Origin of the sequence: Rhodopseudomonas palustris, assembly GCF_013415845.1 — a bacterium.
Taxonomy (GTDB): domain Bacteria; phylum Pseudomonadota; class Alphaproteobacteria; order Rhizobiales; family Xanthobacteraceae; genus Rhodopseudomonas; species Rhodopseudomonas palustris_F.
The window spans coordinates 2,232,178-2,257,713 of the sequence record NZ_CP058907.1 but is presented as its reverse complement, the minus strand read 5'-3'; the positions used below and the strand labels follow the sequence as shown (position 1 = coordinate 2,257,713).

At 64.9% G+C, this 25,536-nt stretch carries 22 protein-coding genes; 4 read left to right on the top strand and 18 right to left on the bottom strand.

What is annotated here, in order from left to right; translation table 11 throughout:
* Positions 1-23: 23 nt before the first annotated feature.
* Together HZF03_RS10330 and HZF03_RS10325 are read left to right on the top strand one after the other, a co-directional pair.
* Positions 24-884 (top strand): glucose 1-dehydrogenase, encoded by an 861-nt coding sequence (locus HZF03_RS10330; protein ID WP_119019351.1) that lies wholly within the window; start codon positions 24-26, stop codon positions 882-884.
* Positions 885-980: 96 nt separating this feature from the next.
* Positions 981-1,232 carry a DUF378 domain-containing protein gene (locus HZF03_RS10325; RefSeq protein ID WP_119019362.1) on the top strand — a complete coding sequence of 84 codons (252 nt, stop codon included), beginning with the start codon at positions 981-983 and terminating at the stop codon, positions 1,230-1,232.
* Between the two features lie 150 nt (positions 1,233-1,382).
* Here the strand turns inward: HZF03_RS10325 and HZF03_RS10320 are convergent, their stop codons facing one another.
* The 11 genes from HZF03_RS10320 to HZF03_RS10270 all read right to left on the bottom strand — a co-directional run bounded on the left by HZF03_RS10320 (position 1,383) and on the right by HZF03_RS10270 (position 12,971).
* Positions 1,383-1,892, bottom strand: a complete 510-nt coding sequence (locus HZF03_RS10320; protein ID WP_119019352.1) for a hemerythrin domain-containing protein — start codon at positions 1,890-1,892, stop codon at positions 1,383-1,385.
* Between the two features lie 19 nt (positions 1,893-1,911).
* On the bottom strand, positions 1,912-3,189 hold the full coding sequence (locus tag HZF03_RS10315; RefSeq protein WP_119019353.1) for a hypothetical protein: 1,278 nt from the start codon (positions 3,187-3,189) through the stop codon (positions 1,912-1,914).
* Positions 3,186-3,476 carry a DUF2249 domain-containing protein gene (locus HZF03_RS10310; protein ID WP_119019354.1) on the bottom strand — a complete coding sequence of 97 codons (291 nt, stop codon included), beginning with the start codon at positions 3,474-3,476 and terminating at the stop codon, positions 3,186-3,188. Before HZF03_RS10310 ends, HZF03_RS10315 begins: the two co-directional genes overlap by 4 nt.
* 86 nt (positions 3,477-3,562) lie before the next feature.
* A complete protein-coding gene (locus HZF03_RS10305) occupies positions 3,563-4,033 on the bottom strand; it encodes a DUF4149 domain-containing protein (RefSeq protein WP_119019355.1) in 471 nt (156 codons plus the stop codon).
* A gap of 35 nt (positions 4,034-4,068) precedes the next feature.
* Positions 4,069-5,067: an FAD:protein FMN transferase gene (locus HZF03_RS10300; RefSeq protein ID WP_119019356.1), complete on the bottom strand. Its 999-nt coding sequence runs from the start codon at positions 5,065-5,067 to the stop codon at positions 4,069-4,071.
* A 12-nt stretch (positions 5,068-5,079) separates the two neighbouring features.
* Positions 5,080-5,631 (bottom strand): nitrous oxide reductase accessory protein NosL, encoded by a 552-nt coding sequence (locus HZF03_RS10295; RefSeq protein ID WP_119019357.1) that lies wholly within the window; start codon positions 5,629-5,631, stop codon positions 5,080-5,082.
* Entirely contained in the window at positions 5,628-6,455 is an 828-nt protein-coding gene (locus HZF03_RS10290) for an ABC transporter permease subunit (protein ID WP_119019358.1), read from the bottom strand. The genes HZF03_RS10295 and HZF03_RS10290 overlap by 4 nt, the downstream gene beginning before the upstream one ends.
* On the bottom strand, positions 6,452-7,357 hold the full coding sequence (locus tag HZF03_RS10285) for an ABC transporter ATP-binding protein (RefSeq protein WP_119019359.1): 906 nt from the start codon (positions 7,355-7,357) through the stop codon (positions 6,452-6,454). Before HZF03_RS10285 ends, HZF03_RS10290 begins: the two co-directional genes overlap by 4 nt.
* The gene (locus HZF03_RS10280) at positions 7,354-8,718 is read right to left on the bottom strand and encodes a nitrous oxide reductase family maturation protein NosD (RefSeq protein WP_179906293.1); all 1,365 of its coding nucleotides are present in this window, start codon (positions 8,716-8,718) and stop codon (positions 7,354-7,356) included. The genes HZF03_RS10285 and HZF03_RS10280 overlap by 4 nt, the downstream gene beginning before the upstream one ends.
* Before the next feature lie 2 nt (positions 8,719-8,720).
* Positions 8,721-10,658, bottom strand: a complete 1,938-nt coding sequence (nosZ, locus tag HZF03_RS10275) for a TAT-dependent nitrous-oxide reductase (protein ID WP_119017882.1) — start codon at positions 10,656-10,658, stop codon at positions 8,721-8,723.
* 18 nt (positions 10,659-10,676) lie between these two features.
* Positions 10,677-12,971: a NosR/NirI family protein gene (locus HZF03_RS10270; RefSeq protein WP_119017881.1), complete on the bottom strand. Its 2,295-nt coding sequence runs from the start codon at positions 12,969-12,971 to the stop codon at positions 10,677-10,679.
* Positions 12,972-13,153: 182 nt separating this feature from the next.
* Between HZF03_RS10270 and HZF03_RS10265 the strand changes: the two genes are divergently transcribed.
* Positions 13,154-14,011 carry a ferritin family protein gene (locus HZF03_RS10265; protein WP_234803416.1) on the top strand — a complete coding sequence of 286 codons (858 nt, stop codon included), beginning with the start codon at positions 13,154-13,156 and terminating at the stop codon, positions 14,009-14,011.
* Positions 14,012-14,084: 73 nt separating this feature from the next.
* The gene (locus HZF03_RS10260) at positions 14,085-14,354 is read left to right on the top strand and encodes a DUF2249 domain-containing protein (protein ID WP_011157613.1); all 270 of its coding nucleotides are present in this window, start codon (positions 14,085-14,087) and stop codon (positions 14,352-14,354) included.
* 60 nt (positions 14,355-14,414) lie between these two features.
* On the opposite strand, the gene HZF03_RS10255 is transcribed toward HZF03_RS10260, so the two are convergent.
* From HZF03_RS10255 to HZF03_RS10225, 7 genes are all read right to left on the bottom strand, one after another.
* The gene (locus HZF03_RS10255) at positions 14,415-14,783 is read right to left on the bottom strand and encodes a hypothetical protein (RefSeq protein WP_119017880.1); all 369 of its coding nucleotides are present in this window, start codon (positions 14,781-14,783) and stop codon (positions 14,415-14,417) included.
* Positions 14,780-17,995 carry an efflux RND transporter permease subunit gene (locus tag HZF03_RS10250; protein WP_119017879.1) on the bottom strand — a complete coding sequence of 1,072 codons (3,216 nt, stop codon included), beginning with the start codon at positions 17,993-17,995 and terminating at the stop codon, positions 14,780-14,782. Before HZF03_RS10250 ends, HZF03_RS10255 begins: the two co-directional genes overlap by 4 nt.
* A 29-nt stretch (positions 17,996-18,024) precedes the next feature.
* Positions 18,025-19,020, bottom strand: a complete 996-nt coding sequence (ihpB, locus tag HZF03_RS10245) for a divalent metal ion exporter adaptor subunit IhpB (RefSeq protein WP_119017878.1) — start codon at positions 19,018-19,020, stop codon at positions 18,025-18,027.
* Positions 19,017-20,288, bottom strand: a complete 1,272-nt coding sequence (gene ihpA / locus HZF03_RS10240) for a divalent metal ion exporter subunit IhpA (RefSeq protein WP_119017877.1) — start codon at positions 20,286-20,288, stop codon at positions 19,017-19,019. Before ihpA ends, ihpB begins: the two co-directional genes overlap by 4 nt.
* 54 nt (positions 20,289-20,342) lie before the next feature.
* Positions 20,343-20,702 (bottom strand): hypothetical protein, encoded by a 360-nt coding sequence (locus HZF03_RS10235; RefSeq protein ID WP_119017885.1) that lies wholly within the window; start codon positions 20,700-20,702, stop codon positions 20,343-20,345.
* 126 nt (positions 20,703-20,828) lie between these two features.
* Complete coding sequence (locus tag HZF03_RS10230; protein WP_234832194.1) at positions 20,829-22,313, bottom strand: efflux transporter outer membrane subunit; 1,485 nt, start codon at positions 22,311-22,313, stop codon at positions 20,829-20,831.
* A complete protein-coding gene (locus tag HZF03_RS10225) occupies positions 22,313-25,534 on the bottom strand; it encodes an efflux RND transporter permease subunit (protein WP_119017875.1) in 3,222 nt (1,073 codons plus the stop codon). The genes HZF03_RS10230 and HZF03_RS10225 overlap by 1 nt, the downstream gene beginning before the upstream one ends.
* Positions 25,535-25,536 lie beyond the last annotated feature (2 nt).

Genomic DNA, 25,536 nt, shown 5'->3' with positions numbered 1-25,536 from the left:
CGCTGCGACATGAGGATCTGCTGATGACGCAGACATATCCGGAGCCGCCCTACCCGAGCCAGCGCCAATCCATGCCGGGCTCGACAGACAAGATGACGCCGCGTCCCGATCATGGCGAGCACAGCTACAAGGGCTCCGGCAAGCTGACCCGAAAGGTCGCGATCATCACCGGCGGCGACAGCGGCATCGGACGTGCGGTCGCGATCGCCTACGCCCGTGAAGGCGCCGACCTGCTGATCGCCTATCTGAGCGAGGATGACGACGCCCGGCAGGTCAAGGAGCTGGTCGAGGCAGAAGGCCGCAAGGCAGTGCTGGTCGCCGGCGATATCTCCGAGCAGCATCATTGCCGCAACGTGGTCGACCACGCCGTCGAGGAATTCGGCCGGATCGACCTCCTGGTCAACAACGCCGCGCATCAGGCGACCTTCAAGGATATCAGCGACATCAGCGACGAGGAGTGGCAGACGACGTTCGCCGTCAACATCCACGCGATGTTCTATCTGACCAAGGCCGCGGTGCCGCACATGAAGCCGGGCAGCGCGATCATCAACACGGCCTCGGTCAATTCCGACATGCCTAACCCGATGCTGCTCGCCTATGCAACGACCAAGGGTGCGATCCAGAACTTCACCGGCGGCTTGGCGCAGATGCTCGCCAGCAAAGGCATCCGCGCCAATGCGGTCGCGCCCGGCCCGATCTGGACGCCGCTCATTCCCTCGACGATGCCGGATGACGCGGTGAAGAACTTCGGCAAGCAGGTTCCGCTGGGCCGCGCCGGCCAGCCCGCGGAGCTTGCCACAGCCTATGTGATGCTGGCCGATCCGTTGTCGAGCTACACGTCCGGCATGACGGTCGCGGTCACCGGCGGCAAACCGTTCATCTGAGAGGTGGATCGTCTCGGTCGTCCGCGCCTCATCACACCGTGCGTTAGGAACGAGCATCCCGCATTGCGGTTGGCTCGGCGACACATGGAGAATGCAATGCGCGTCATCAACATCCTGACCCTTCTACTGATCATCGTCGGCGGACTGAACTGGGGATTGGTCGGCCTGTTCGACTTCGATCTCGTCTCGGCACTTCTCGGCAACGGCAGCGCCGAAACGGCCACCTCGTCGACGTCGGCGCGGATCGTGTACATTCTTGTCGCAATTGCGGCGGTGTACCAAATCGTATCGCTGTCCCGCCTAGTGGCGTCACGCGACTCGGTCTTCGGCACCAACACCACGTACTAACGAACCAGAACGGTGAGTTGTGACGGACGGCTCGTTCGCAAGGCGTCCGTCGGAACGCCCAGCAACGCCGTCGTTACGCCATGCCCTGCTCCGTCTTGCAGCAACGGCAAGATAAATCTCCCCCCCACCCCCGCGCGGCAGGCAATGCGGTCATGTCGCTACCGTCCCTTGGCTCGCTTGCACATAGGCTTCGTACAGGCGGGTTTCGGTGGCGTCGTCCATGGTCTGGTCGAGCAGCGGCAGCAGCGCCATCTCTTCCTTTTGTACATGCACCACCATGCGCTGCACCAGTTCGGCGCCAGAACGGCTGAACTCACGCCAGCTATCGGCGTCGAAGCCGTCAGCCTGCGCCGCCCGCGCTTGCGCAATCAGCTTCTCGCCGAGCGGCCGCATGAAGCTGTGCTCCTCGGTGAGATGATCGCCGATCAGCTGGTCACCGACCGAGTTGAACATCGTGAACAGCTGGGTCTCTTCGAAATCGAAATGCCGCAGCGTATCGGCTTCGATTGCAGCGGCGAGATCGGCGAGCAACCGCGCACCGGCGGGATCGGCAATGTTGATCGGCTGCCGCCGCGAGATCGCCGCCTCCAGCCGCTCCATCAGCGCGATGGTGGCGCGATGTTCGTCGTGCAGGGTCCGGCTGATGCGGTTGGCGAACATGGCTGGCTCCTTCAAAATGTCAGTTGCGGGTACGACCTGAGGTGAGCGACGGCAGAATGCTGGCGAGGTAAGCGGCGAAAGCCAACGCCCCGGCGGCGCCGATCACGGCGGCGCCGGCAGCGAGCTGAGCACTGTCGAGCACGATCGCCAGCCCCAGCGCAGGGATCGCGATCAGATGACAGACGGCGTGGATCTTCAGTGGCGCAGCGATGCCGAGGTCGGTGAGCAGCGGCGGTCCGCCGCTGGCGCGGCTGATATGCATCGAGGCTAGAAACGGCAAGATCCGCTGCAGCACGCCGAGCAGGAAAGTCATCAGCCAGCCGCCGAGCGCCATCAGCCCGAACAGCGTCGGCCCGCCAAGACCGGCCCAGCCCTGCAGCGCGGCAAGCGTTGCGAGGGGCGTCAGCGCCAGCATCACCCAAGAAAAACGGATCAGCACGAACGACAGACCGAGGCGCTTCCGCATCCCGCCAGCGAGCGCAACGCGCATCAGGCCGAGATGCAGGCCGACCGCGACGACGCCGACGACGCAAGCAGCGCTCTGCAGCGCGATCACGTCGCGAAGCGCTCCGATCGTGCCAAGCGCGACCGCGGCGGCCGCCGCCGCGAAACCGAACCACGCCATCCGCTGATCCGGTGCGTTCGACAGCGCCAACATCGGGATCAGGACGTGGCTGAAGCCGAGCGCCAGCATGCCCATGAAGCCGAAGCCGCCGAGGATCATATGGGCGCGGGCCGCGGCGGCGTGATCGATCAGAAATCCGAACCTCTCATCGAGCGACAGTGCAAGCCCAAGCGCGACCAACGCGATCAGCGACGCGAACGCCGCCCAGCCATAGGCGCGCACCACGGGCATGCTGCCGGCGCGCCGCAGATTGTCCGCCAGCAGAGCGGCGAACAGCAGCAGCCCAAGCGTCGATGCCGCAGCGCCAGCGATCATCCAGGTGTTATCAACAGTCGCCATGCCGGCGATCAGCACCACCGCGCCAGGGATCAGCAGCCAGGAGGCCAACCGGATCGGCCACACTGCCGCCAACGGCCTCGTCGTCGCCACCGGGAGGAGCTGCACCGCGGCGCCGACCGCGGTGAATGTCAACACGCCGAGCGTCAACAGATGCACCGCGGCCAACGACGGCCCGGCGCCGCCGCGAAACCGCGGGAAGTCATTTGCCGCGATCAGGACTGCGCCCCACAGCAGCACGTGGCCCACCGCCGCGGCGACGAAAAACCGGAACGGCACCGAGGCCGGCAACAGCCGGCTTTTGGCTGACCCGAGAAATCCGCTGGCGCCGATCATTTGGCGCTACGCTCGATCTCAAGGACTACCTCGCCATTCCGCACCAGCGTGTCACCGGCCGACGTCACCGTGCGGTAGCGCCAGCCGCGCGCGTCGAGCTCGGGATACAGCAGGAGCGGCTCCTGACTAACGAGCGCTGTCAATCCATCCCCCACCTCGCTGCCGTCGATCAGGCGCAGCACAGTGACCAAGGGCTCGGGACACGGTAGGCCGCGGACGTCGACATGCGGCCGGTCGCCGACGTACCAGCGGCGCCCTCGTTCGGTCTGTGCGTTGCTGCGGTTCATCGCGGCTCACTCCATGGCTCAACTGACGCTAGCCGAGCGAACCCGGCCATCGTTGTTCTGCCGCAAGTAGAATCGCGATTGGCGGCTCAGAACAGCCCGTGCGCGCCGCCGACCGCGCCGAGCACGGTGATCAGCGAAATCGTGCTCAGCACACGGTGGCCACGTAGCGCCACTCGAAACGCACGGTCCGGATCGCGCTGCGCCCGTGCGTCGAACCAGGCGTGCAGAAACAGCGGCTCGGCGACAAATAGCATCACGATGAAGATCGCCCACAGCCCGAGCATTGCGCTGAGCCACCAGAATTGCGGATCGGCGAGCTGCGCCCAGCGGTCGTAGGCGTACAGCATGTAGAAGCCCGAGATCCCGACCAGCAGCGTCGAGATCCGCGCCTGGGCGGCAAAGCGCCGCTCCAGCACATCGAACAACTGAAGCCGGCGCGTCGCCTCCATGTCCAGAAGGCTCGGCAGGATCACGAAGGTGACGAACAACAGTCCGCCGATCCAATGCACCACGCCGAGCACATGGATGATACGAAAGACGGTCGGCCAATCCAGCATCACGACATCACCGTAGCGTCAGCACCGCGCGGCATCTACCCGCGCAGCCACTGCACGCTTCCCTCAGCATGAGCGAGCAACACCTCGACCCCTGCCCTCGCCTGAACGATCGTGCCGATGCGGCCACGATCCAGCATGCTGAATGCGGTCGATAGCGCATCGGCCTCGGTCGCGGTGGGCGCGACGACACTGACCGAACGATACAGCGACGGACTGCGTCCGGTCGAGGGATCGAACAGATGCGTGAACTGCCCGGCCGGATCGAACCGGAAGCCGGCGCCAGAGGACGTCGCAACCGCGCGGTCAACCAGATCGACGGTGCCGAGCTCGACGTCGGCCTTCTCCGGATCGGCCAAGCCGACCCGCCACGGCACGCCGTCCGGCCGGGCACCGATCGCACGGATCTCACCGATGTCGACCAGGGTGCTGGTCATCCCGCCCTTGCGCAGCAGATCGACCACGCGATCGGTGGCGAAGCCCTGGGCGATACCATTGAGCGTGATCGCGGCGCCCGGTCGTTTCAGCGCGATCCGATCGGCCGACACCAGCACGCCGTCGTATCCGACCTTCGCCAGCGCACCTGCGACGTCTGCCTTCGCTGGACCGGACGGATCCGCCCCGCTCCGCTCGAAGTGGCGTCGATACAGCTCCCACAGAGGTTGCACGGTGGGATCGAATGCGCCGCCGGTTTGCGCGGCGAAGTCTAACGTCGTCTGCAGTAGCGCCACCACATCGCCGTCCGGCGCGATCAGCACACCGGACCGGTTGAGCGCGCAGATCGCCGAGTCCGGCCGATACAGGCTGAACATCTGCTCGAGCCGGTGCACCTCGCGCACGCTCCTCTCCACCAGCCTCTCGGCGGCGACGCGATCAGGATGGTGGATCTCGATCGACACCTGCGCGCCGAGCGCCGAGCCGCGCCAGCGCACCGGCTCGCTCGCGCGCGACGGCACCACGCGCCCGAGCATCGCGACGCCAAACGCACTGGCGGCGATGGTGACGAAACGCCGTCGGGTGAGAGCAGATTGCGACATGACGGTTCTCGCTCAATTCACCCGGGTCTCTGGCGCGCCGTGATGGTCGCTGGCGGACGGGATGTCGCTGCCGAGCACGTAGTTGCTGGGGATGGCGTCGAACGTCACCACCCGACCGCCATTTGCGGCGACGAACGCATCGGCAGCCGCACGCTCGCCGAACGGAACGGTTTCGGCCGCGCCCATCCCGCCGCGCTTGCGGCTCTCGATCACGAAGAAAGCCTTCTTGGCATCAACCCAGTTGGTTTCACCGGGCTGATCCCAATTCGGCGCCCGCCCCATGTCCGAGACGTAGATCGCGCGGATGTCACGCGGCTGATCGGGCATCAGCGTGAACGCCACGGCATCGCGCGCCGACGAGAACCAGTACGGATCGATCCGGCTCGCGGTGATGATCTGTCCCTTCGGGCCGGGGTGTTCGACGAGGTTCATGCCGCAGAACACGCCCATCGCGTCGGCGTTCAGCGCCACCGGCGGCGGCATCACGGTCGAGCCGGATTTATCGTTGCAGCCGGCGAGCAGCAACGCCGCCGCAAGCAACGCGATACGACCTGAAATCCTCATAGCTCCCTCCGGGCGAACACGGCGATGGCAAGGCCGAGCGGCAGCGCGACCCACGCCGCCATGCCGGCCAGCAGGCCGCCGAAACTGGGTTGAACCGTGCCGGCGACCCCCGCCATGCCGGCGAACTGGCTGACATTCGTCCCGGTCAGATTGCTCAGCCGGTACAGATCGGTCGGATTGAAGAACAACAGCACGTTGAGCACGCTTGCCGAGATCAGCCGGCCCTGATCGACCACCAACAGACCGAGCAGCGCCATGTCGAACACCAGCACCAGCAACAGCCAGATTCCCACTGCAATGCCGGCCGCCGTGCCGCGCTGCCGCACCAGACTCGACGCCGCGTACCCGAGTGCGACGAACACCGCGCCGAGCAGCACCGAGGTCCCAAGCATCGTGACGAACGCCGCCCAGCTCTGCGACGACACCGCCGTGCCGCTGATCACCAGCGCCAGCGCCGAGACGCCGTAGCCGACCAGCGTCGCGAAGCTCAGGATGGTGACGTGGCCGACAAACTTGCCAAGAATGACGTGGGTGCGCGCGATCGGATAGCTCAGCAGCAAGATCATGGTGCCACGTTCCATCTCGCCGACGATGGCGTCGTGCGAGATCAAGAGCGCGATCAGCGGCAGCAGAAAGATCGTCAGGCTCGACAGGCTGACGATCACCACGTCGAGCGCCGCCGCCCCGACATGGCCGGTCGGGGCGCTGCCGAGCAGCGTCAGCGACAGCGACAATCCGGCGAGCAGCAGGGTCGCGGCAAATACCCAGCGATTGCGCAGGCCCTCCTGAATTTCCTTCAGGGCGATGACGCCGATGGCCTTCATGCCGCCCGCTCCTGCTGCAGGAGGAAATGGGCATACAGCTCGTCGAGCGTCGGCTCGGCGACGCCGATATCGACGACCGCCGGATCGCTCGCCGCCTGCCGCAGCAATTGCATTTTGCCGGCGTGATCGAGCACGCCGATCTCGCAGCGATCGCGTTCGATCGCAGCATCGCCCGGCACCCAGGCGGGACGCACGGTTGGATCATTCAGCTTCAACGACAGCCGGATCGGCAAACCGGCCAACGCGCGCAGCTCGGCGAGCGTGCCGTCGGCGACCAGAATGCCGCGGTTCATGATCAACACCTGTTCGGCGCGGCCTTCGAGTTCGTCGAGCGCATGCGACGAGATCAATACCGTGGCGCCGTCGCGCCGCAGTTCGTCGAGGATTTCGTAGAAGGTCAGCCGCAGCGCCGGATCGAGCCCCGTCGTCGGTTCGTCGAGCAGCAGCACGCGCGGCCGGCCCAACAGCGCCTGCGCCAACCCGAGCCTCTGCCGCATCCCCTTGGAGTAAGTCCCAACCAGACGGCGCGAGGCCTCGCCGAGACCGACGCGGTCGAGCAGCGCAGCGCCTTGCCGGGCGTCGCAGCCCTTCAGGCGCGCGTAGAACGCCAGCGTCTCGCGCCCGGTCAGCGCGGCATTGAACGCGACGTTCTCAGGCAGGAAACCAAGGCAGCGGCGCCCCGCAAACTCACCGGCCGCAGGATTCTCGCCGAGCACGCGGATCGATCCGCCATCCGGGCGGATCAGGCCGAGCATCAGCTTGATCAGCGTGGTCTTGCCGGCGCCGTTGTGGCCGACCAGCGCGCTGAGCCGTCCGGGCTCGAGCGCAAACGACACGTCGTGCAGCGCCCGTACCGCGCGGTAGCGCTTCTCGACATGCTCGATGGCGACGGTCGCGGTCACGGTGCCACTCCCGGCATCGGCCGCGCCGGCGGCGCGATCAGCGGATGGGTATCGACCACCCCGCCCGGATACAGCGCCGGAAACTGGCTCTGAGCCCAACGCAACACCTGCACGGCGGGGCTGTTGATCAGCACCTTGGCAGCCGGCGCGGTCCACAACACCCGATCGACCAGATCGTTCGGCCGATACGCGGCGTCGGCGATGCCGTCGTTGTTGAGGTCGAAGGCCGGATTGTCGCTCCAGTAATTGCCGCGGCCATCCTTCGACCAGTCGAGGTCGCGGGTGCCGACGTATTTCACCTGATTGCGATTGCCGATAAACGCATTGCCCACGATCTCGTTGCCTTCCGAACCGGCGGTGAAGTGCACGCCGATGTCACAGCTCTCAAACCAGTTGTCGCGAAACCGGTTCTTGTTGGCGTTGTAGATGAAGACGCATTTGGTCGGGCCGAACTCGGCCGCAGCTGCGCCACGCTCGACCGGCATCATGCCCTTGTCGGCGTCTGCGCCTTCGAAATCGGCGCTGATCCCTGACAGCGGTCCGCCGACGACGCGGTTGCGTTCGATCCGCGAGAAGTTTGCATAGTTGAGCAGCAGCCCGAAATCGCGGTCACGCTCGGAGACGTTGCCAAAGATCGTCAGCCGGTTGGAATACATGATGGCGTAGCCGCCGTGATTGCCGACCGAAACGTTGCCGCTGATCTCGCTGTCGTTGGTGTACATGTAGTGCACCGCGAACCGCACCTTCTCGAACCGGTTGTTGATGAAGCGGTCCTTGGTGCTCGTCACCGAGAAGATGCCGTCGCGGCCATAACGGATGGTGTTGCCATCGACGACCACATCCGGCGCATTCCACACGCGTACGCCGTTGCCGGCATCGTTCAGGCGGATGCCGCGCAGCCCCTCGATGGTGTTGTGGGCGACCCGCGATCCGCGGGCGCCGTGGACGTTGACGCCAAACAAATTGTCCTCGAGGCGATTGCCTTCGATCAGCGCCCGCTCGGCGGTCTGGGTCAGAAAGATCCCGGAGTCCATCGTTTGCGGATCGCGGCCCGAGCCGCGCACCGCGAGGCCGCGTACCGTGACGTCGGGCGCCACCACGGTGATGACGCTGCCCTGCCCATGCCCGAGCACTCCAGCGCCGGGCTGGCCGATCAGGGCGAGCTTACGCTCGATCCGGATCGGCCCGCGATAATCCCCAGGCGCCAGCGCGACGGTGTCGCCGTCGCTGGCGCCATTCAGCACCGCCTGCAGATCCGACGACGGCACGACGTCGATCCGCGCGGCCGAGGCCGCGCCGGTCGCGGCGACGCTGAACAGCGCCGCCACCACCACGATCGTCGATAGAACCGTCATCGCCATGCTCAGACGCTCCTCGGCTCGACCAGCATGCGGCCCTTCATCTCCATGTGCATGGCGTGACAGAACCAGGAGCAGTAATACCAGTACACACCGGGACGATCGGCCGTGAACGACACCGACGCAGTCGCATGCGGCGCGACTTCCATCTGGATGCCGTAGTTGACGATCGAGAAGCCGTGGGTGAGGTCTTCGACCGTATCGATGTTGGTGACATAAACGGTGACGTGATCGCCCTGCTTCACGTCGAACTCGGTAAGACCGAAGTTCGGCGCGGTCGCCACGATATAGACCCGCACCTTGTCACCGTCGCGGATCACCTTGGAGTCTTCCTCCAGCTTCACGCCGTCGGCTTGAGCCTGCTTCACCGCATCGGCGAACATCGGATCCGCCCGATCCCAGACCGAGATCGGATTGATTTTGGAGCGATGGACAATGGTTGCGTCGTGCGGCTCCGCGAAGCTCGGGCCGTCGTGCACAAGCTTCATCTTCTCTCCGGAAATGTCGATCAGCTGATCGTTCTCCGGTTTCAGCGGGCCGACGTTGAGGAACCGGTCCTTGGAGAACTTGTTCAGCGAGATCAGCCACTTTCCATCGGCTTCCTTAGTCTGGCCCATCGAGGTGTGGTTGTGGCCGGGTTGATAGTGCACATCGAGCTTGTCGATGATCGGATTGACCTTCTCGCCCTTGTAGGCGCGCTTGGCCAAATCGATGTTCCACTTGCAGATCTGGCTGTCGATGAACAGCGTGGTGTAGCCGTTGCCCTTGCCGTCATAGGCAGTGTGCAGCGGGCCGAGGCCCAGCTCCGGCTCGGCGACCACGACGTCACGCGGCTTGATCTTGTCGTCGAACAGCTGGTCGAAAAGCCGCACGTCCATCACCGTCACGGTCGGCGACAGCTTGCCGTTGGCGACGATGTGGATGCCGTCCGGCGCGGTGTTCATGCCGTGCGGGCCGTTCGGCACCGGCACGTAGCGGGTGTAGGGCGAGCCGTGGCGACCATCGATCACCGGTACGCCACCCATTTCCTTGAAGTCGCCCTTCTTCACCGCCTCTTCGATCCGCTTGAGATTGAAGATCACCACCCAGTCCTGGTCGTTGGCGGTCATTTCGGCGGCGGTGACACCTTCCTCCGAGTTGTAGCAGGTCGCGAACGCGTATTTTCCCTGGTAGTCGGCATCGACGTTGTCGAGGTTGCCGTCGACCATCACCTGCCAGGCCACCTTCATGGTGTCGCCGTCGACCGCGGTGAAGATCGCGTGGTAGTCCTTGGTCTTCTTCAGGTTGTGGCCGTCGTTCGGCAGCGGAACGCGGTCTTCGCCGTTGCAGAACACGTAGCCGGTGCGCGGATATTTCTGGACGCGCAGGCCGTGCACGGTGTGCTGGTTCGGCAGCTGGATGATCTTGTCGCACTTCATCACGTCGAGCCGGACCCGCGCCACACGGGTGTTGGCCTTGTCGTTCATGAAGGCGTAGCGGCCGTCATAGGTACCCTCGGTGAACGACAGATGCGGGTGATGCAGGTCGCCATTGACATAGGTGCCACCACGGGTCTTCAGGAACTCGCGGCTTTCGGGCAGCAGGCCCTCGGTCAAAATCTTGAGGCTCTCATTGGTCTGGCCCCAGCCGGTGGCGCTGCAGCGGTTGAACACCGGGACCCGCATCAGTTCACGCATCGACGGCAGACCGACGATCCGGAGCTCGCCGGTCTGGCCGCTAGAGAAGAACACGTAGTACTCGTCGAGCTCGCCCGGATGGACTTCGCTCTTCTGAATCGCCGGGCGCGCCGGGCTGCTCGGCTTGGTCTGCGCTTCGGCAGTGGCGATCAGCGTGCCGCCGGTGCCGAGGGTGGCGCCGCCGACGAGGCCGACGCCGGCTGCGACGGCACTGCTTCCGAGTAGCGTTCGTCGGCTAAGGCCGTGTTCGTGATCCTGGTCGCCCATGTTGCTCTCCTTGGGGTTTTACGGTGCTGGAGGTAGTTCGATTGCGCCCGCCGGCTGGGCAGCAAGCGGCTTGCCCCCGGCGAGAATGACGGTCGCCGGGCCTTTGCCACCGCGCATCGAGGTCGAAGATAGCGCTTCGCGCTTCTCCCGCTTCAGCCTCAGCTGAATCATGTGCGGGCAGCGATGGTCATCGAAATACAGTTCCTGGCAGTGCATGCAGTAGATGCACTCGTTGACGTTGATGTGCCCTTCTGGGTGGATCGCCTGCACCGGGCATTCCTTGGCGCAGCGCTGGCATGGCGAGCCGCATTCCGGCCAGCGGCGCAGCCATTCGAACATCCGGATCCGGCCGGGGATCGCCAACGCCGCCCCAAGTGGGCACAGATAGCGACAGAAGAACCGTTCGACGAACAGGCCGGCCGCCAGCAGCGTCGCCGCGTAGAGCACGAACGGCCACTCCCGCGCGAATTTGAGGATGATCGAGGTCTTGAACGGCTCGATCTCGGCGAAATGCTCTGCGGCCGCGGTCGAGTAGATCGACAGGCCGAACAGGCCGAGGAACACGATGTATTTGATCGGCCAGAGCCGCTCGTGGAGGCTCCACGGCACCTCGAATTGCGGCACCTTCAGCGCCTTGGCGACGTTGTTGAGAAGCTCCTGCAACGCCCCGAAGGGACACAGCCAACCGCAAAACGGCCCCCGGCCCCAAAACAGCAGCGCCACAGCGACCGACGCCCACAACACAAAAATCAAAGGCGCCGACAGGAAGTAGTCCCAACTGAATCCGGTGATCAGCGAATTGGTGAAGGTCAGAACGTTGACAACCGAAAGCTGCGCATTGGCGTACCAGCCGAGCCAAACCAGAATGAACGTCAGATAAGCGCGCCGCACCCAGACGTACACGGCCGGCCTGCGCACCAACTGGTTCTGGAAGAAGAAGATCAGGGTCAGCGTTATCAGTGCGACACCGAGAATGCCGATCCGCACCAGATCGCCACGCCAGATCCGCATCCACAGAGGTTCGTCCTGCGCCGCATCGGCGGCGGCGGCCGAAGGCGAAGCGGCCGTGGCCGCAGCCCCCGGCGCAGAAGCCGCTGCCGGTGCCAACGTGTCGCTGACCGTTACGGCGCGCTGCACGCGCTTGATATAAGTTTCGGGCAGCGTGTAGCCGAGGTCGAAGGTAAGGAACGCCTTATCGCGCGCTCCGATCACGCGCTGCACCAGGAGCTGCAGCGACCATGGCTCGGTCGGATCGAAGCCGAATTCGCTCGGCACAAGAAACAACCCGATCTCCGGGAAATCCGGCGCGCCCTCGGCAGCGAGGTCGCCAAGCCGGGTGTGGTCCCGATCCCGGAACCGGATGCTGTTGCCGTCCTGGATCAGCTCGATGCGGTCGAAGATGCCGCCGCGCACGTAGCCGGAACCTTTGAACGAGTAGGTGCCGTGGCCGGCGATCACCAGCGCCTGCTGTCCGGGCTGCAATCGCGCTTTCAGCCGCTGATAGCCATCGTCGCCCAGCAGGCTGCGTCCGATCGTCGGCACGCCGACGTCAGCCGTGTAAAGCTCGATGAAAGTGTCGGTCGGCTCGCCGGGCTCGGGACGAACCGCCGCTTCGCGGTTACCAGACTTCTCGAACGCCTGATTGATGTCGACATTGGTCAGCAGCAGCCGGCGCACCGAACCGTCGCCGACTAGGCTTTCCCAATCGCGCACCTCGCTCTTGCCCAGATCGATGGTCTTGCTGACCGGCGGCGCCTGCGCAACTTCGCCCTGCCCGCCGCCGATCCGGCCGCTCTTGATCAGCTTGGTCGCAGAGCGGACGATACTATCGCCGATCACCAGCACGGTGACGGTGGCGCCGCTGACGATGTCGACCTGCGGCGCCGCGGCCTTGCCGCGCGCCACCGGCGCCAGATCAGCTCCGATCAGCTTGTTGACAGCACCGAGGATCTTGGCTTCCGGGATGCCGACCAGCACGATCGGCTCTTTGTGATCGACCAGCTTCAGGCCGGTGATCACGCCGTTCGGGTCGATGCCGATCAGCATCTGGATCGGCTTGCCGGAATAGCCGGTCGAGTTGACGAAATCTGAATTCAGATAGGCGAAGCCGAGCAGTCGGTCACCCTGATACGCGGGCGCCAGCGCCGGATCGCCCTGTAGCGGGCCGAAGCGATCGGCGCCAGGAACTAGTTCGGATGGCGTTGCACGTGACAGATACTCGCCGAGACGCCCCGCGGCTTGCGCAAGCTGAGCGCCGCCGACAAACGCGAGCGCAAGAGTCAACACGGCAAGGAAAAGGCGCAATCTTCTCAACGGTCCGGTTCCGAATAGTGAACAGAACGCCGTTGTTCTGAAGTTGCGTGGTCGGCTTTCGATAGCAGCCGACACAGAGACCGATTTGCGCCAGCGCAAATTCGGCACATAATGCCTAAACTGCTCAACCAGAGACGACCATGCGTAACACCCCGCTCTTGACATCGACACCGACGCGCGCGGTGAAGGATCTCGCCGAGCTCTACGCGATTGCTCTGGCACAGGCAGAACATGCCGCCTCAGCCTATGATCAGATGGCGGCGTCGCTGGCGGATGACAGCGATCACACCATCGAGCCTGTTCGTTGCGTGTTCGAGACACTGCGCGAGCGCGAACAGGATCGGATCGTCGAGCTCACGCTACGTCGCGCAGCGCTGCCCAGCAAGCAAATCGACGCCACACTGGAGCCGGAACCGCTGCATCATCTGGTTCCAGAATCGGAACTCAGCGAACTTGCGGACTCATCGTTATCAACGCCGTATCAGGCTTGGGCAATCGCGGTGCGGCATCGGCAACGCGCCTTCGTGTTCTGGACGTACGTCGCCGCACACGCAGCAGCCTCCCAGCTGCGGATCGCGGCGGAGACGATGGCACGGGAAGCGCTGGTCGATGCCGATCTGCTGCGGCGCGAACGACGGCTTGCTTGGCGCGCGGAGCGAACCAGCAACGGCGACGACGCGGCAGAGCCCTCTTCGAGCGAGATGTCGTCGGCCGCGCTGATGGAAAGCCTGCTGTTGAAAGAGATCGTCCGATGGTCGCAGACCTTGCCCGCGACGGATCAAGAGAAGCTGCTGTCTTCGAACGGCCTTGCGTCAGCCGACCTTGCAGCTCTCAGCGCAGAGCTGCCTGGCACCGCGGAAACCGCGGGAGACGTGCCGCGACGCGTGGTGCGCTATGCCGAGCAACTGACCTCGATCTATCTCGACGAATCCGACCGCGCCACGGACCAGGCCGGTCTGGAGCTGGCGCAGAGCCTTGCAGCGTCGTCGATCGCCCGGCTCGCACGCCTGCGTACCTTCGCAAACTCGCAGCGGTCCTGAGAGCGCGTCACATCGCCGCTTTTGTTTGCGCCCCGACAACGATCGTGGGCGCCGTCGCGGCAATAACGCATGCATGACCGATCAAATCACCACCGTCGTCGACGTCAGGCTGTTTCCCCGGCCGCTGCGCCACCCGATCGTGTTCAGCCTGTTCGACCAGCTCACTCCCGAGCGCGGACTGGAGCTGGTCAGCGATCACGACCCGCGGCCGCTCCGTTATCTCTTCGACGTGAAGCGGCCGGGAAGTTTTTGCTGGAATTATCTCGAGAACGGACCGGCGACTTGGCGCGTCAGCATTCGCAAGGCGCTCCACGTCCCCCATCGCGAAGCCGCGCTGGGATAAGTCGCGCGCCACTGCAGGAACAACCTTCCAGCCGCTGCTTGGGCGCACGCCCGAATCGCCTCAGGGCTTGAACTTCGCCTGCCCGGTCTTGCCGTCCACCGTCTTCAGCGTCAGGCTGACCGAGGCGCCTTTGGCGATGTCGGACTTGGATTCTGCCTTCAGCGCCGTGCCGGTCGCGGTGAGCGGCAGCGTCTCGCGCTCGCTTCCAGAGATCAGTAATGCCGCGCCGGAAAAGCCCTCAGTCGGCAGCGGCTTGTTGACCTCGTCGAAGACGTTGAATGTCACCGTCTTGCCCGAGGCGACCATCTCGACATGCACGCCGGCGACATCTTCGACCGTGCCCCCGTTCGGCCCCTTGTGGTGATCGTGTTGCGCCAGCGCCGGTGCGACGAACGACAGCGCGACGGCGACAATCAGCATCTTCTTCATCGGTGATCTCCTTCAGTGGCAGGGACATTCGTCGCGTCGGTGCCCGCAGTGGCAGTTTCACGGCGGAACAGGATGTAGAGCGCCGGCAGCACCAGCAACGTCAGCATGGTCGACGACACGATCCCGCCGATCACCACGGTAGCCAGCGGTCGCTGCACCTCGGCGCCGGCGCCGGTGGCGAGCGCCATCGGCACGAAGCCAAGCGAAGCCACCAGCGCGGTCATCATCACAGGGCGCAAGCGCGTCAGCGCGCCTTCGCGCACCGCCTCGACGATCTTGCGTCCTTCGCCGCGCAGCCGTTCGATGAAGGTGATGATCACAAGGCCGTTCAGCACCGCGACGCCGGACAGCGCGATGAAGCCAATGCCGGCGCTGATCGACAGCGGAATGTCGCGCAGCAGCAGCGCGAAGACGCCGCCGGTGAGCGCCAGCGGCACGCCGCTGAACACCAGCAGCGCATCCGCTGCCGAGCCCAAGCTGATGAACAGCAGCAGGAAGATCAGCAACAGCGCGATCGGCACCACGATGGTCAGGCGCTGGGTCGCCGAGACGAGCTGCTCGAACTGCCCGCCCCAACCGATCCAATAGCCCGCGGGCAGCTTGACCTTGTCGGCAATCAGTTGCTGCGCCTCGCCGACGAACGAACCGAGGTCACGGCCGCGGACGTTGGCGGAGACCACGATACGACGCTTGCCGTCTTCACGGCTGATCTGGTTCGGCCCCGGCGCCACCACGATCTCGGCAAGCTCGGACAGCGGTGCGTAGCGCATCTGGGACAGCGGCGAGGTGCCGAACGCAGCCGGTGTCGGTTTCGCCTGCCCCTCGGCCGGAGGCAGTGGGATAGGCAGCGCCTTGATCGCCTCGATATTGGTGCGGATCTCATCCGGCAGCCGGACAACAAGGTCGAAGCGGCGGTCGCCTTCGAATACCAGCCCGGCCGATTTGCCGCCGACCGCGATCTCAACCAGGTTCTGCACCTCGGCGACGCTGATGCCGAACCGCGCCAGCGCCTTGCGGTCGAGCTTCACCGTCAGTACCGGCAGCCCGGCGACCTGCTCGGCCTTGACGTCGGCCGCCCCCCTGATGGTCTGCAGCACCGACTGCACCTGACCCGCGACTTGGGTCAGCACGTCGAGATCGTCGCCGAAGATCTTCACGCCCACGTCGCTGCGCACGCCGGAAATCAGTTCGTTGAAGCGCAACTGGATCGGTTGCGACAGCTCGTACAGGCTGCCCGCCACCTGCTCGGCCGCCAATTCGATCTGCTCGACGACCTCAGCCTTGGGCTTCTTCGGATCTGGCCACTGCTCACGCGGCTTCAGCATCACGTAACCGTCGGAGATCGACGGCGGCATCGGATCGGTCGCAACCTCAGCGGTGCCGGTGCGGGCGAACACGTCCTTCACCTCCGGGATCGCCAGGATGCGTTTCTCCAGCGCGATCTGCATGTCCAGCGATTGTGTCAGGCTGGTCCCGGGAATACGCATCGCCTGGATCGCGACGTCACCTTCGTCGAGGCTCGGAATGAACTCGCCGCCCATCCGCGTCGCCGCATAGCCGCTCACCACGACCAGCGCCACCGCACCCACGACGACGAGCCCTCGCAGCCGGATCGCCAGATCGAGCAGCGGCAGATACGCCCGGTGCGCCAGCCGCATGAACCAGTTCTCTTTCTCCGACACCTTGCCGGTGACCAGCAGCGCTACCGCGGCGGGCACGAACGTCATCGACAGCAGGCTGGCGCCCAGGAGCGCCATCAGCACGGTCAGCGCCATCGGCGTGAACATCTTGCCTTCGACGCCGGTCAGCGTCAGCACCGGCAGATACACCACCGCGATGATCAGCGTACCGAACAGGCTCGGTTTGATCACCTCGCGCGAGCCGGCGATGATGGTGTCGAACCGTTCCTGGCGGGTCAGCAACCGTCCTCGCAGCTTCTGCTCATGCGCCAGCAGCCGCAGGCAGTTCTCGACGATGATCACCGCACCGTCGATGATGATGCCGAAGTCGATTGCGCCCAGACTCATGAGATTGGCGCTGACCTTGTTCTCGAACATCCCGGTGATGGTGAACAGCATCGCCAGCGGGATCACCAGCGCGGTGGCGAACGCCGCTTTGAAATTGCCGAGGATCAGGAACAGGACCGCGATCACCAAGAGCGCGCCTTCGACCAGATTTTTCTCCACCGTCGCGATGGTGGCGTCGATCAGGTGGGTGCGGTCGTAAACTGCGCGCAGCGACATGCCTTCCGGCAAAGACTTCTCGATTTGCAGCAGCTTCGCGGCAACCCGCTGTGCCACGGTGCGGCCGTTTTCACCAATGAGCAGCATTGCGGTGCCGAGCACGACCTCCTGGCCATTCAGGGTCGCGGCGCCGGTGCGCAAATCGGTGCCTTCCTTCACCTCCGCAACGTCCATGATCCGCACAGGCACGCCGCTGCGCGAGCCGATCACGATCTGCCGGATCTCCTCGACGTCGCTGACCTGCCCCGGCGTGCGTACCAGATACTGCTCGCCGTTCTTCTCGATGTAGCCGGCGCCGACATTGGCATTGTTGGCGGCGAGCGACGTCATCACATCGCGGAAGCTGAGGCGGTAGGCCATCAGCTTCGCCGGATCGGGCAGCACGTGGAACTGCTTGGCGAAGCCGCCGATGGTATTGACCTCGTTGATGCCTGGGACATTGCGCAGTTGCGGCTTGATGATCCAGTCCTGCGCGGTGCGCAGGTCGCTGGGTGTAAATGGCTTGCCGTCGGCGCGCGTCGCCCCCTGCTTGGCCTCCACGGTGTACATGTAGATTTCGCCGAGCCCGGTCGAGACCGGTCCCATCGCGGTCTCGATTCCGGTCGGTAGCGCGTCCTTCGCGCGCTGCACGCGCTCGTTTACCAGTTGGCGGGCAAAATAGATGTCGGTGCCGTCCTTGAACACCACGGTGACCTGGCTCAGCCCGTAGCGCGACAGCGACCGCGTATTGAGGAGGTTCGGCAGCCCGCCCATCGCGGTCTCGATCGGGAACGTGATCCGTTGCTCGACCTCAAGCGGCGAATAGCCGGGTGCATTGGTGTTGATCTGGACCTGGACGTTGGTGATGTCCGGAACCGCGTCGATCGGCAGGCGGGTGAAGTTCCAGGCGCCGAACGCGGCCATCATCAGCGCGCCGATCATGACCAGCCAACGCTGGCGAACGGAGAAGGCGAGCACCTTGTCAATCATGCGCGGCCTCGGCGATCAGCAGACTTACATTAGTGCTCATGCGACGCCGATCCCTTGCCGAGCTCGGCCTTCACGACGAAGCTGTTAGCCGCGGCGTAGCGGTCGCCGTCGAGCAGGCCGAACACGATCTCGACGTTCTCCGCATCCCGCGCGCCGAGCTCGACATCGCGGACCTCGAACTTGTCACCGCTGCGGACAAACACGACGCTGCGGTTCTCGACGGTCTGGATCGCCGAGGCTCGCACCGCCAACGGCACCGGCTTGACGGAGAGGATCAATCGCGCCGATACGAACAGGCCGGAGCGCAGGCGCATCGCGTCGTTTGGCACCACGGCGCGGGCGAGCGCGCTCTGGGTATCGCTGCTGCCGACCGGCGAGATGTAGGACAGGCTCGCCTCGATCGGCTGGCCGCCGTCGGCAACGTCGATCAGAATCTTGTCGCCGATCCGCACCCGCGGCAGATCGCGCCGATGCACCGAGAGGTCGACCCACACGGTGGAGACGTCGGCAACGGTAAAGGCCGGCTTCTGTTCGGACGCGTATTCGCCGAGCGAAATCTGCCGGTCGATCACGGTGCCGGAGATCGGCGCGCGCATCTCGTACACGCTGAGGCTCTGATTGCTTTCGATCTTGGCGAGCAGCTCGCCCTTCTCGACCGTGTCGCCGATCCGCTTCCTGATCTCGCGGACCACGCCGGGGAACCGCGGCGTGACTTGAACCAGCGTCTCCTGATTGGGCTGCAGGATACCGTTGAGCACCAGCGACTCGTGCAGCGTCTCAGCCTTGGCGGTGCGGATCTCGATGCCCGAGGCAGCGACCTTGGCGTCGCTCATCTCGACCGCGCCCTCCTCATCGTGGCCGCCGTGATCATGCCCCTTCTCGCCCGCAGCGTGATTATGTCCCTTCGAGTCCTTTCCGGCCTGCTGCGCCGGCTCGCGCGACCCGATCGGCGCGTAAGCAGAAACAGCGGCGCCGAGCGCAAACATCGCGGCGGCACCGCAGATCAACATCAACGGTTTCATCATCGCGCGCCTCCCCGCGCCAATGCGAACGGATTCCCGACCAGCCCCTCGATGGTGGCGACGGCGACATGGAAATTCTGCTGTGCCTCCTGCTCGCGCAGCCGCGCCTGCGCGACACTGCCTTGGGCATCGAGCACCTCGAGCAGCGAATAGCGTCCCTGGCCGTAGCCTTCGGAGATCGCGGCGGCGGCATCCCTCGCTTTCGGGATCGCGGTATCGCGCAGGATCGCCAGCTCGCGCAGTGAGCCTTGCAGCGAGTCGTAGGCGCGTCCCGCGATCACGATCAGCGTATTGCGATTGGCCTGTCGTTCGGCCGCAGTCTTGGCCAGACTCTCCTGCGCCGACAGGATGTTGCCCTGGTTCTGATCAAACAGCGGGATCGGCACCGACACCGACAAGCGGACGGCGTTGTCGCCGGTCTCGTTGTAGCGGCGCCAGCCGGCCGCCACGGTGACGTCCGGATACGGCTTGAGCCGCGCCAGCAAAAGTTCGGCGTTGCGCTGCGCATATACCGCCTTCCAGCGCACCAGTTGCGGATTGGCGTCGATCGCCGCGATCACTGACTGGAACGCCGGCGGTTTGCCGATCGCCTCGAGACGGCCGGAGACCGCGGCAAACTTCGCCGCCGTGTCGCCCATCAGGATCGCGAGCTCGCGGCGGGCTGTAGCGAGCGCCGACCGGGTGCGCTCGCGATCCGCCTTCACCAGCGCGGAAGCGACCTCCGCTCGGCCGGTCTCCGCCACCGACGACGCGCCGGCTTCGACGCGGCGCTGCAGCAGCGGCGTGATCGCGTCGATCGCGGCGATCTGCTCGTCGAGGATCTGAATGCGCCGCTGCAGCCCGAGCACCGTGACGAAGGCGATCGCGGTCTCGGACAGCACTTCGAGCCGCACCGCCTGGCGACCAATGGAGGCGGCATCGAGTCCGGCCTGCCCGGCGGCGACGCGGGCGTCGCGCTTGCCCCACAGCTCGAACATCTGGCTGATTTGCAGCGTCGACTCCGCAGACCGGGTGCCGCGATAGGTGCCGGAGCCGAACGAATTGTCCTGCTCGTAAGAGATCTCCGGATTGATCAGCGCGCCGGATTGAATGCGCTGGCCCCGCGCGATGCCGACGTCACGTTCGGCGGCGGTAAGCCGCGGACTGGCGTTGAGGGCGCGCTGCAGCGCGTTGCCCATAGTCAGCGTTTGCGCACGGGCCTCTTCCGCCAGCACACAGCCAGCGAGCAAGACGGCCGCACACGCGAGCCGCGTGGCGATCGAAGACAACATGATGAAGACCTGACGAACGACGGATTGAGGGCGCGTGGCGCCCAGCGGTCATGTTCAGATCAGGGATTTTGGTGGCGGAGGTTCGATTCCACGCTGAACGCTGTGGCGCTCGGCGTCTTCATGTCGTACGGGCGCGGAAACGAGCTCGGACGCGGTCGCGACGACGTTCGGGCTCGGCAGCGACACCGAGAAGCAACCGTGGCAGTGGTGATCGGCCGCGAGGACATTGTCCGAATGGTCGCCGCCTTGCGACGGCAGCGTGACGATCGAGGTCGGGGAACCGGTGGTCAGATCGAGATCGCACAGCCCGTGCAGGGCGCCCGCGAGCAGATACATCACCAGCACGGCCATAGCGACGGCCTGGCGCGAAACGCGCAGCAGCCGATGCTGGAAGATGCGGGCGATCAACGTCACGATGGCTCTCACGGGTCGAGGCAAGCGGATAGCACGCGGCTCGCATTCGTGTCGATCCGCAATAACATAACAAAGTCGCGGCGGATCGATCTGTCGCAGCTCGGGAACCCACCTGCTCTTTCGAGCCTACTGCAAGGCAGCCGTGATCGGCAGATCGTCGAGCACGCAGCTCCGCCAATCGGTTCCACATCCCGCCGGCCAGCTTCCTCCAATCGCCATAAACAGCGCGGCCGCATCCGACAGGCGCGTCGCCTCGGCCTGAACATGCGCGATCGAAGCGTTGAGGTAGGTCTGCTGCGCGTTCAGGACGACAACCTGATTGACCTGCCCGAGCGCAAGCTGCTTGCGGATGATGTCGAGGCTGGCCTTTGCTGCCGCCTCTGATTTGGCAGCAGCGCGCACCAGGGCTGCATCGTGCTGCAGGCTCTGCAGCGCGTCTGCGACATTCTGCAGTGCCGAGATCACCGCCTGGCGATACTGCGCATCGGCTTGCTCGAGCGCTGCCTCCGCAGCGCGCTGCTTGTGCAGCAAGGTCATGCCGTCGATGATCGGCTGGGTGGCATTGGCGGCCAGCAGATAGAACCCGGTGCCGGGCGCGAACAGTTGCGCAAAGTTGGTCGCGCTGGCACCAGCCGTGCTGGCGCCGACACTGATATTCGGCAGGCGCGCCGCCACTGCAACGCCAACCTGCGCGCTCACCGCGTGCAGATTGGCCTCCGCAGCCCGTACGTCCGGCCGCCGCCGCACCAACGTGCTCGGCACCAGCACCGGGATGTTGTGTGGCAGACTGAGACGCGCCAGCTCAAAGCGCTCCGGAACCTGCGCAGCCGAATAGTTGCCGGCCAGGGCGGTCAACAGGTCGCGCTGAATCGCGAGCTGCTTCTCCAGCGGCGGCAACGTCTGCTCGACCTGGGCAAGCGCCGCCTCCTGGGTGAGGACATCGACCTGCGCAGCCTGCCCTGCTTCGAACTGTGATTTCAGGATGCCGAGGATGTCGCGCTCGATCGCTACGATCTTCTTGGTGGCAGCGATCTGACCGCGCAGCGAGGCTTCCCCGATCGCCGCGGTGACGACATTGGCGGTGAGCGTCAAATGAGTCGCCTCCAGCAGAAACTGCTGCTGCTCAGTGACGGCGTCGAGGCTCTCCACCGCGCGTGCGTTCCCGCCCCAGACATCGAACGTGTAGGCGATGTTGAGCTGCGCGGTGTGCAGCGACAGCCGCTGCTGCGGCGCATCGGAGGCTTCGTTGTTCGACGACAATTGCGTCGATGGACCATAGCTTGCGCTGACCTGCGGAAAGAACAGCCCGCGCTGCGCCAGTGCATTGAAGTGCGCCACCTTGATCGCGGCATCCGCCGCCTGCAGGGTCGGATTGCGCACGACCGTCGCGCGCACCAGCCGGTCGAGCGGCTCGGAGCGGAATGCCGACCACCAGCGGGTCGGCACATCCTCGGCGACCACGAAAGGCTGCGCCTTCCCTGGTGACGTCGCCGGCAAGGAAGCCGCCGTATAGCGATCGACCTCGGGCGACGGCGGCTGCACGAAATTCGGCCCGACCGCACAGCCGGCGAGACAGATGCACGTGCCGAGGGCGCCCAGCCGACGCAGCATCATGGCTCTCCCTCGGGTGCAGCCTGGGGAGTAGCGCTGGTCCGCCCCGCCTCCTCGCGAGCAAAAGCGAGCTTGCGCAACGCCGGTGCCACCGCCAGCAGCAACAGCGGGCCGATGAACATGCCACCGACCACAACGGTCGCCAGCGGCCGCTGCACCTGGCTGCCGATGTCGTGCGAGAGCGCCGCCGGAAACAACCCGACGCCGGCAGACAGCGCCGTCATCAGCATCGGCCGCATCCGTTGCTCGGAGGCCTGTCTGACCGCGTCGGCAACACTCACGCCGCTGGCGCGCAGCTCGCGGAAGTAAGTGATGTTGAGGATGCCGTCCATCACCGCGACGCCGAGCAGCGAGATGAAGCCGATCGCAGCCGAGACGCTGAATTCCAGCCCGGACAGATAGAGCGCGATGACGCCGCCGCCCGCCGCGAACGGAATGCCGAGCAACGCAATCAGGCTGTCGCGCAGCGTATTGAACAGCGCATACAGCAACACGAACACCAGCAGCAGCGTGATCGGCACCACGATCATCAACCGCGCTTTGGCATCCTGCAGATTGTCGAACTCGCCGGACCATATCAACCGATAGCCGGGTGGCAGCTGCACCGCATCGTTGACCCGCTGCTGTGCCTCGGCGACGGTGCCTCCGAGGTCGCGGCCACGGACGCTGAACTTGATCGGAATGTAGCGCTGGCTCCTCTCGCGGTAGATGAAGGACGCGCCGGTGTCGAGCGAGATGGTTGCGACTTCGCTGAGCGGGATGTAGGCGTTGACGCCGCTCGGCGTCGCGTAAGCGATCTTCAGCTCGCGCACCGCATCGACGCTTTCACGAAACTTCGGGTCGAGCCGCACCGCGACGCCGAACTGCCGATCAGCTTCGAGCACCGTGGTGGCGATGCTGCCGCCGACCGCCGCCTGGATCACCGAATTGACGTCACCGGTGTTGAGGCCGTAGCGCGCGGCGCGTTCGCGATCGACCTTGATGTTGAGGTTGGGCTGGCCGAGCAGATGGAACACGCCGACGTCGGTGACGCCGCGCACCTTGGCCATCTCCCGCTCAACCTGCCCGGCAAGCTGCTCCAGCACCTGCAGGTTCGGACCGACAATCTTGACTGAGTTGGCGCCCTTCACCCCGGACAGCGCCTCCTCGATGTTGTCCTGGATGTACTGTGAGAAGTTGAAGGTGACGCCCGGCAGCTCGGCGTCGAACTCCTTCTGCAGTTGCTCCGCCAGCATCTCCTTGGTCAGGCCGGCCGGCCATTCCGAGAACGGTTTGACCGGCGCGAACAGCTCGACGTTGGAGAACGCCGAGGCGTCGCTGCCGTTGTCAGGCCGGCCGTGCTGCGACACCACGGTGATGACTTCAGGATGCCGCAGCAGGATCTCGCGCATTTTGCGCACGTAACTTGTGCCGGCATCGAGTGACATGGTCGGCGGCATCGCGGCCCGGATCCAGAAATTGCCTTCCTCCAACGCCGGCAGAAACTCACTGCCGAGACGGCTCGCCGCCAAGCCCGCGACACAAAGGAACACCAGGCCAGCAACAGCAGCGACCTTGGTACGTCCAAGCGACCAGCGCAGCACCGGCTCATACGCGCGGCGCAGACCGCGCACGATCGCGGTCTCGTGTTCTTCGATCGTCTTCGGCAGCAGGAGCGAGGCTAGCACCGGCGTGATCGTGAAAGTCGAGATCAGCGCGCCCGCCAGCGCATAGCCGTAGGTGCGCGCCATCGGTCCGAAGATCTGGCCTTCGACGCCCTGCATGGTGAACAGCGGCACGAACGCCGTCACCGTGATCGCGGCGGTGAACAGCACTGCCTTGTCGACCTGCAGCGCGCTGAGGAAAATCAGCCGCAACCGATCGGTCCACACCTGCGGCTCGCCCGTGCCGGCACCGCTCTGCTGCAGCTGCGCCAGCATCCGGCGTTGCTGCTCGGCCGGCGATTGCAAGTTGCGGAAGATGTTCTCCATCATGATCACGGCAGAATCGACGATGATGCCGAAATCGACCGCGCCGAGCGACAACAGGTTCGCATCCTCGCCGCGCAGCACCAGGATGATGATCGAGAAGAACAGCGCGAACGGAATGCTGGCGCTGACGATCAGCGCGCTGCGCAGATCTCCGAGAAAGATCCATTGGATCAGGAACACCAAGAGGCACCCGACGATCAGATTGTGCAGCACCGTCCGGGTGGTCACCGCCACAAGCGCGCCGCGATCGTAATACGGCACGATCTTGACGCCGGGCGGCAGGCTGCCGTCGCGGTTGAGCTTGGCGACCTCCTCCTCGACCTTCGGCACGATGTCGTTGGTGTGCTGGGTCCGCCCCATCACCACGATCGCGGCGGCGACATCGTCGCTGCTGTCTCGCCCGGCGATGCCGAGCCGCGGCACATAGCCGACCGAAACCTTGGCGACATCCTTGATCTGGATCGGCAGCCCGCCCGACTGGGTCAGCACGACGTTTTCGATGTCCTGGACCTTGTAGCCATTGGCGATGGAATCATCGCCACCGGAATCGACCAGTCCAATCCCGCGAATGTTGACCGACTGCTGGCCGATGGTGATCTCTCGCGCACCGACATTGAGGTTCGAGTTGCCGAGCGCCGACACCATCTGCGGCACGGTGATGTTGTAGGCTTCCAGCTTCTGCAGATCTGCATCGACGTTGAACTGCTTGGTGGTGCCGCCCCAGGCGTTGATCTGCACCACACCGGGCACCGTCATCAGCCGCCGCGCCACGATATAGTCCTGCACGGTGCGCAGGTTAGTCAGGCCGTAGTTCGGCGGCCCGACCAGCTGATAGCGAAAGATCTCGCCGACCAGGCTCGACTGCTGAATGGTCGGCACCAGATTGTTCGGCAGCGAGATGTTCTGCTGGATCGAATTGGCCGCCTGCGTCAGCGCGAAATAGTAGTCGACACCGTAGGCAAAGGTGACGCGGACGAAAGACAGGCCGTAGAACGATGTCGAACGGATATTGACCACGCCGGGCGTAGGGTACAACCCGACCTCCATCGGGATGGTGTAGTACTTCTCCATCTCCTCGGCAGACAACCCAGCGGCCTGGGCAGTGATCTCGAGGATCACCGGCGCGGGATTGGGATAGGCTTCGACGTTGAGCCGGGTGAACGCCGCGATGCCAGCACCGCAGAACACGATCAGCGCCAGCACGATGATGGCCTTGCGGGTCAGGCCGAACTCGATGATGCTTTTGAACACGA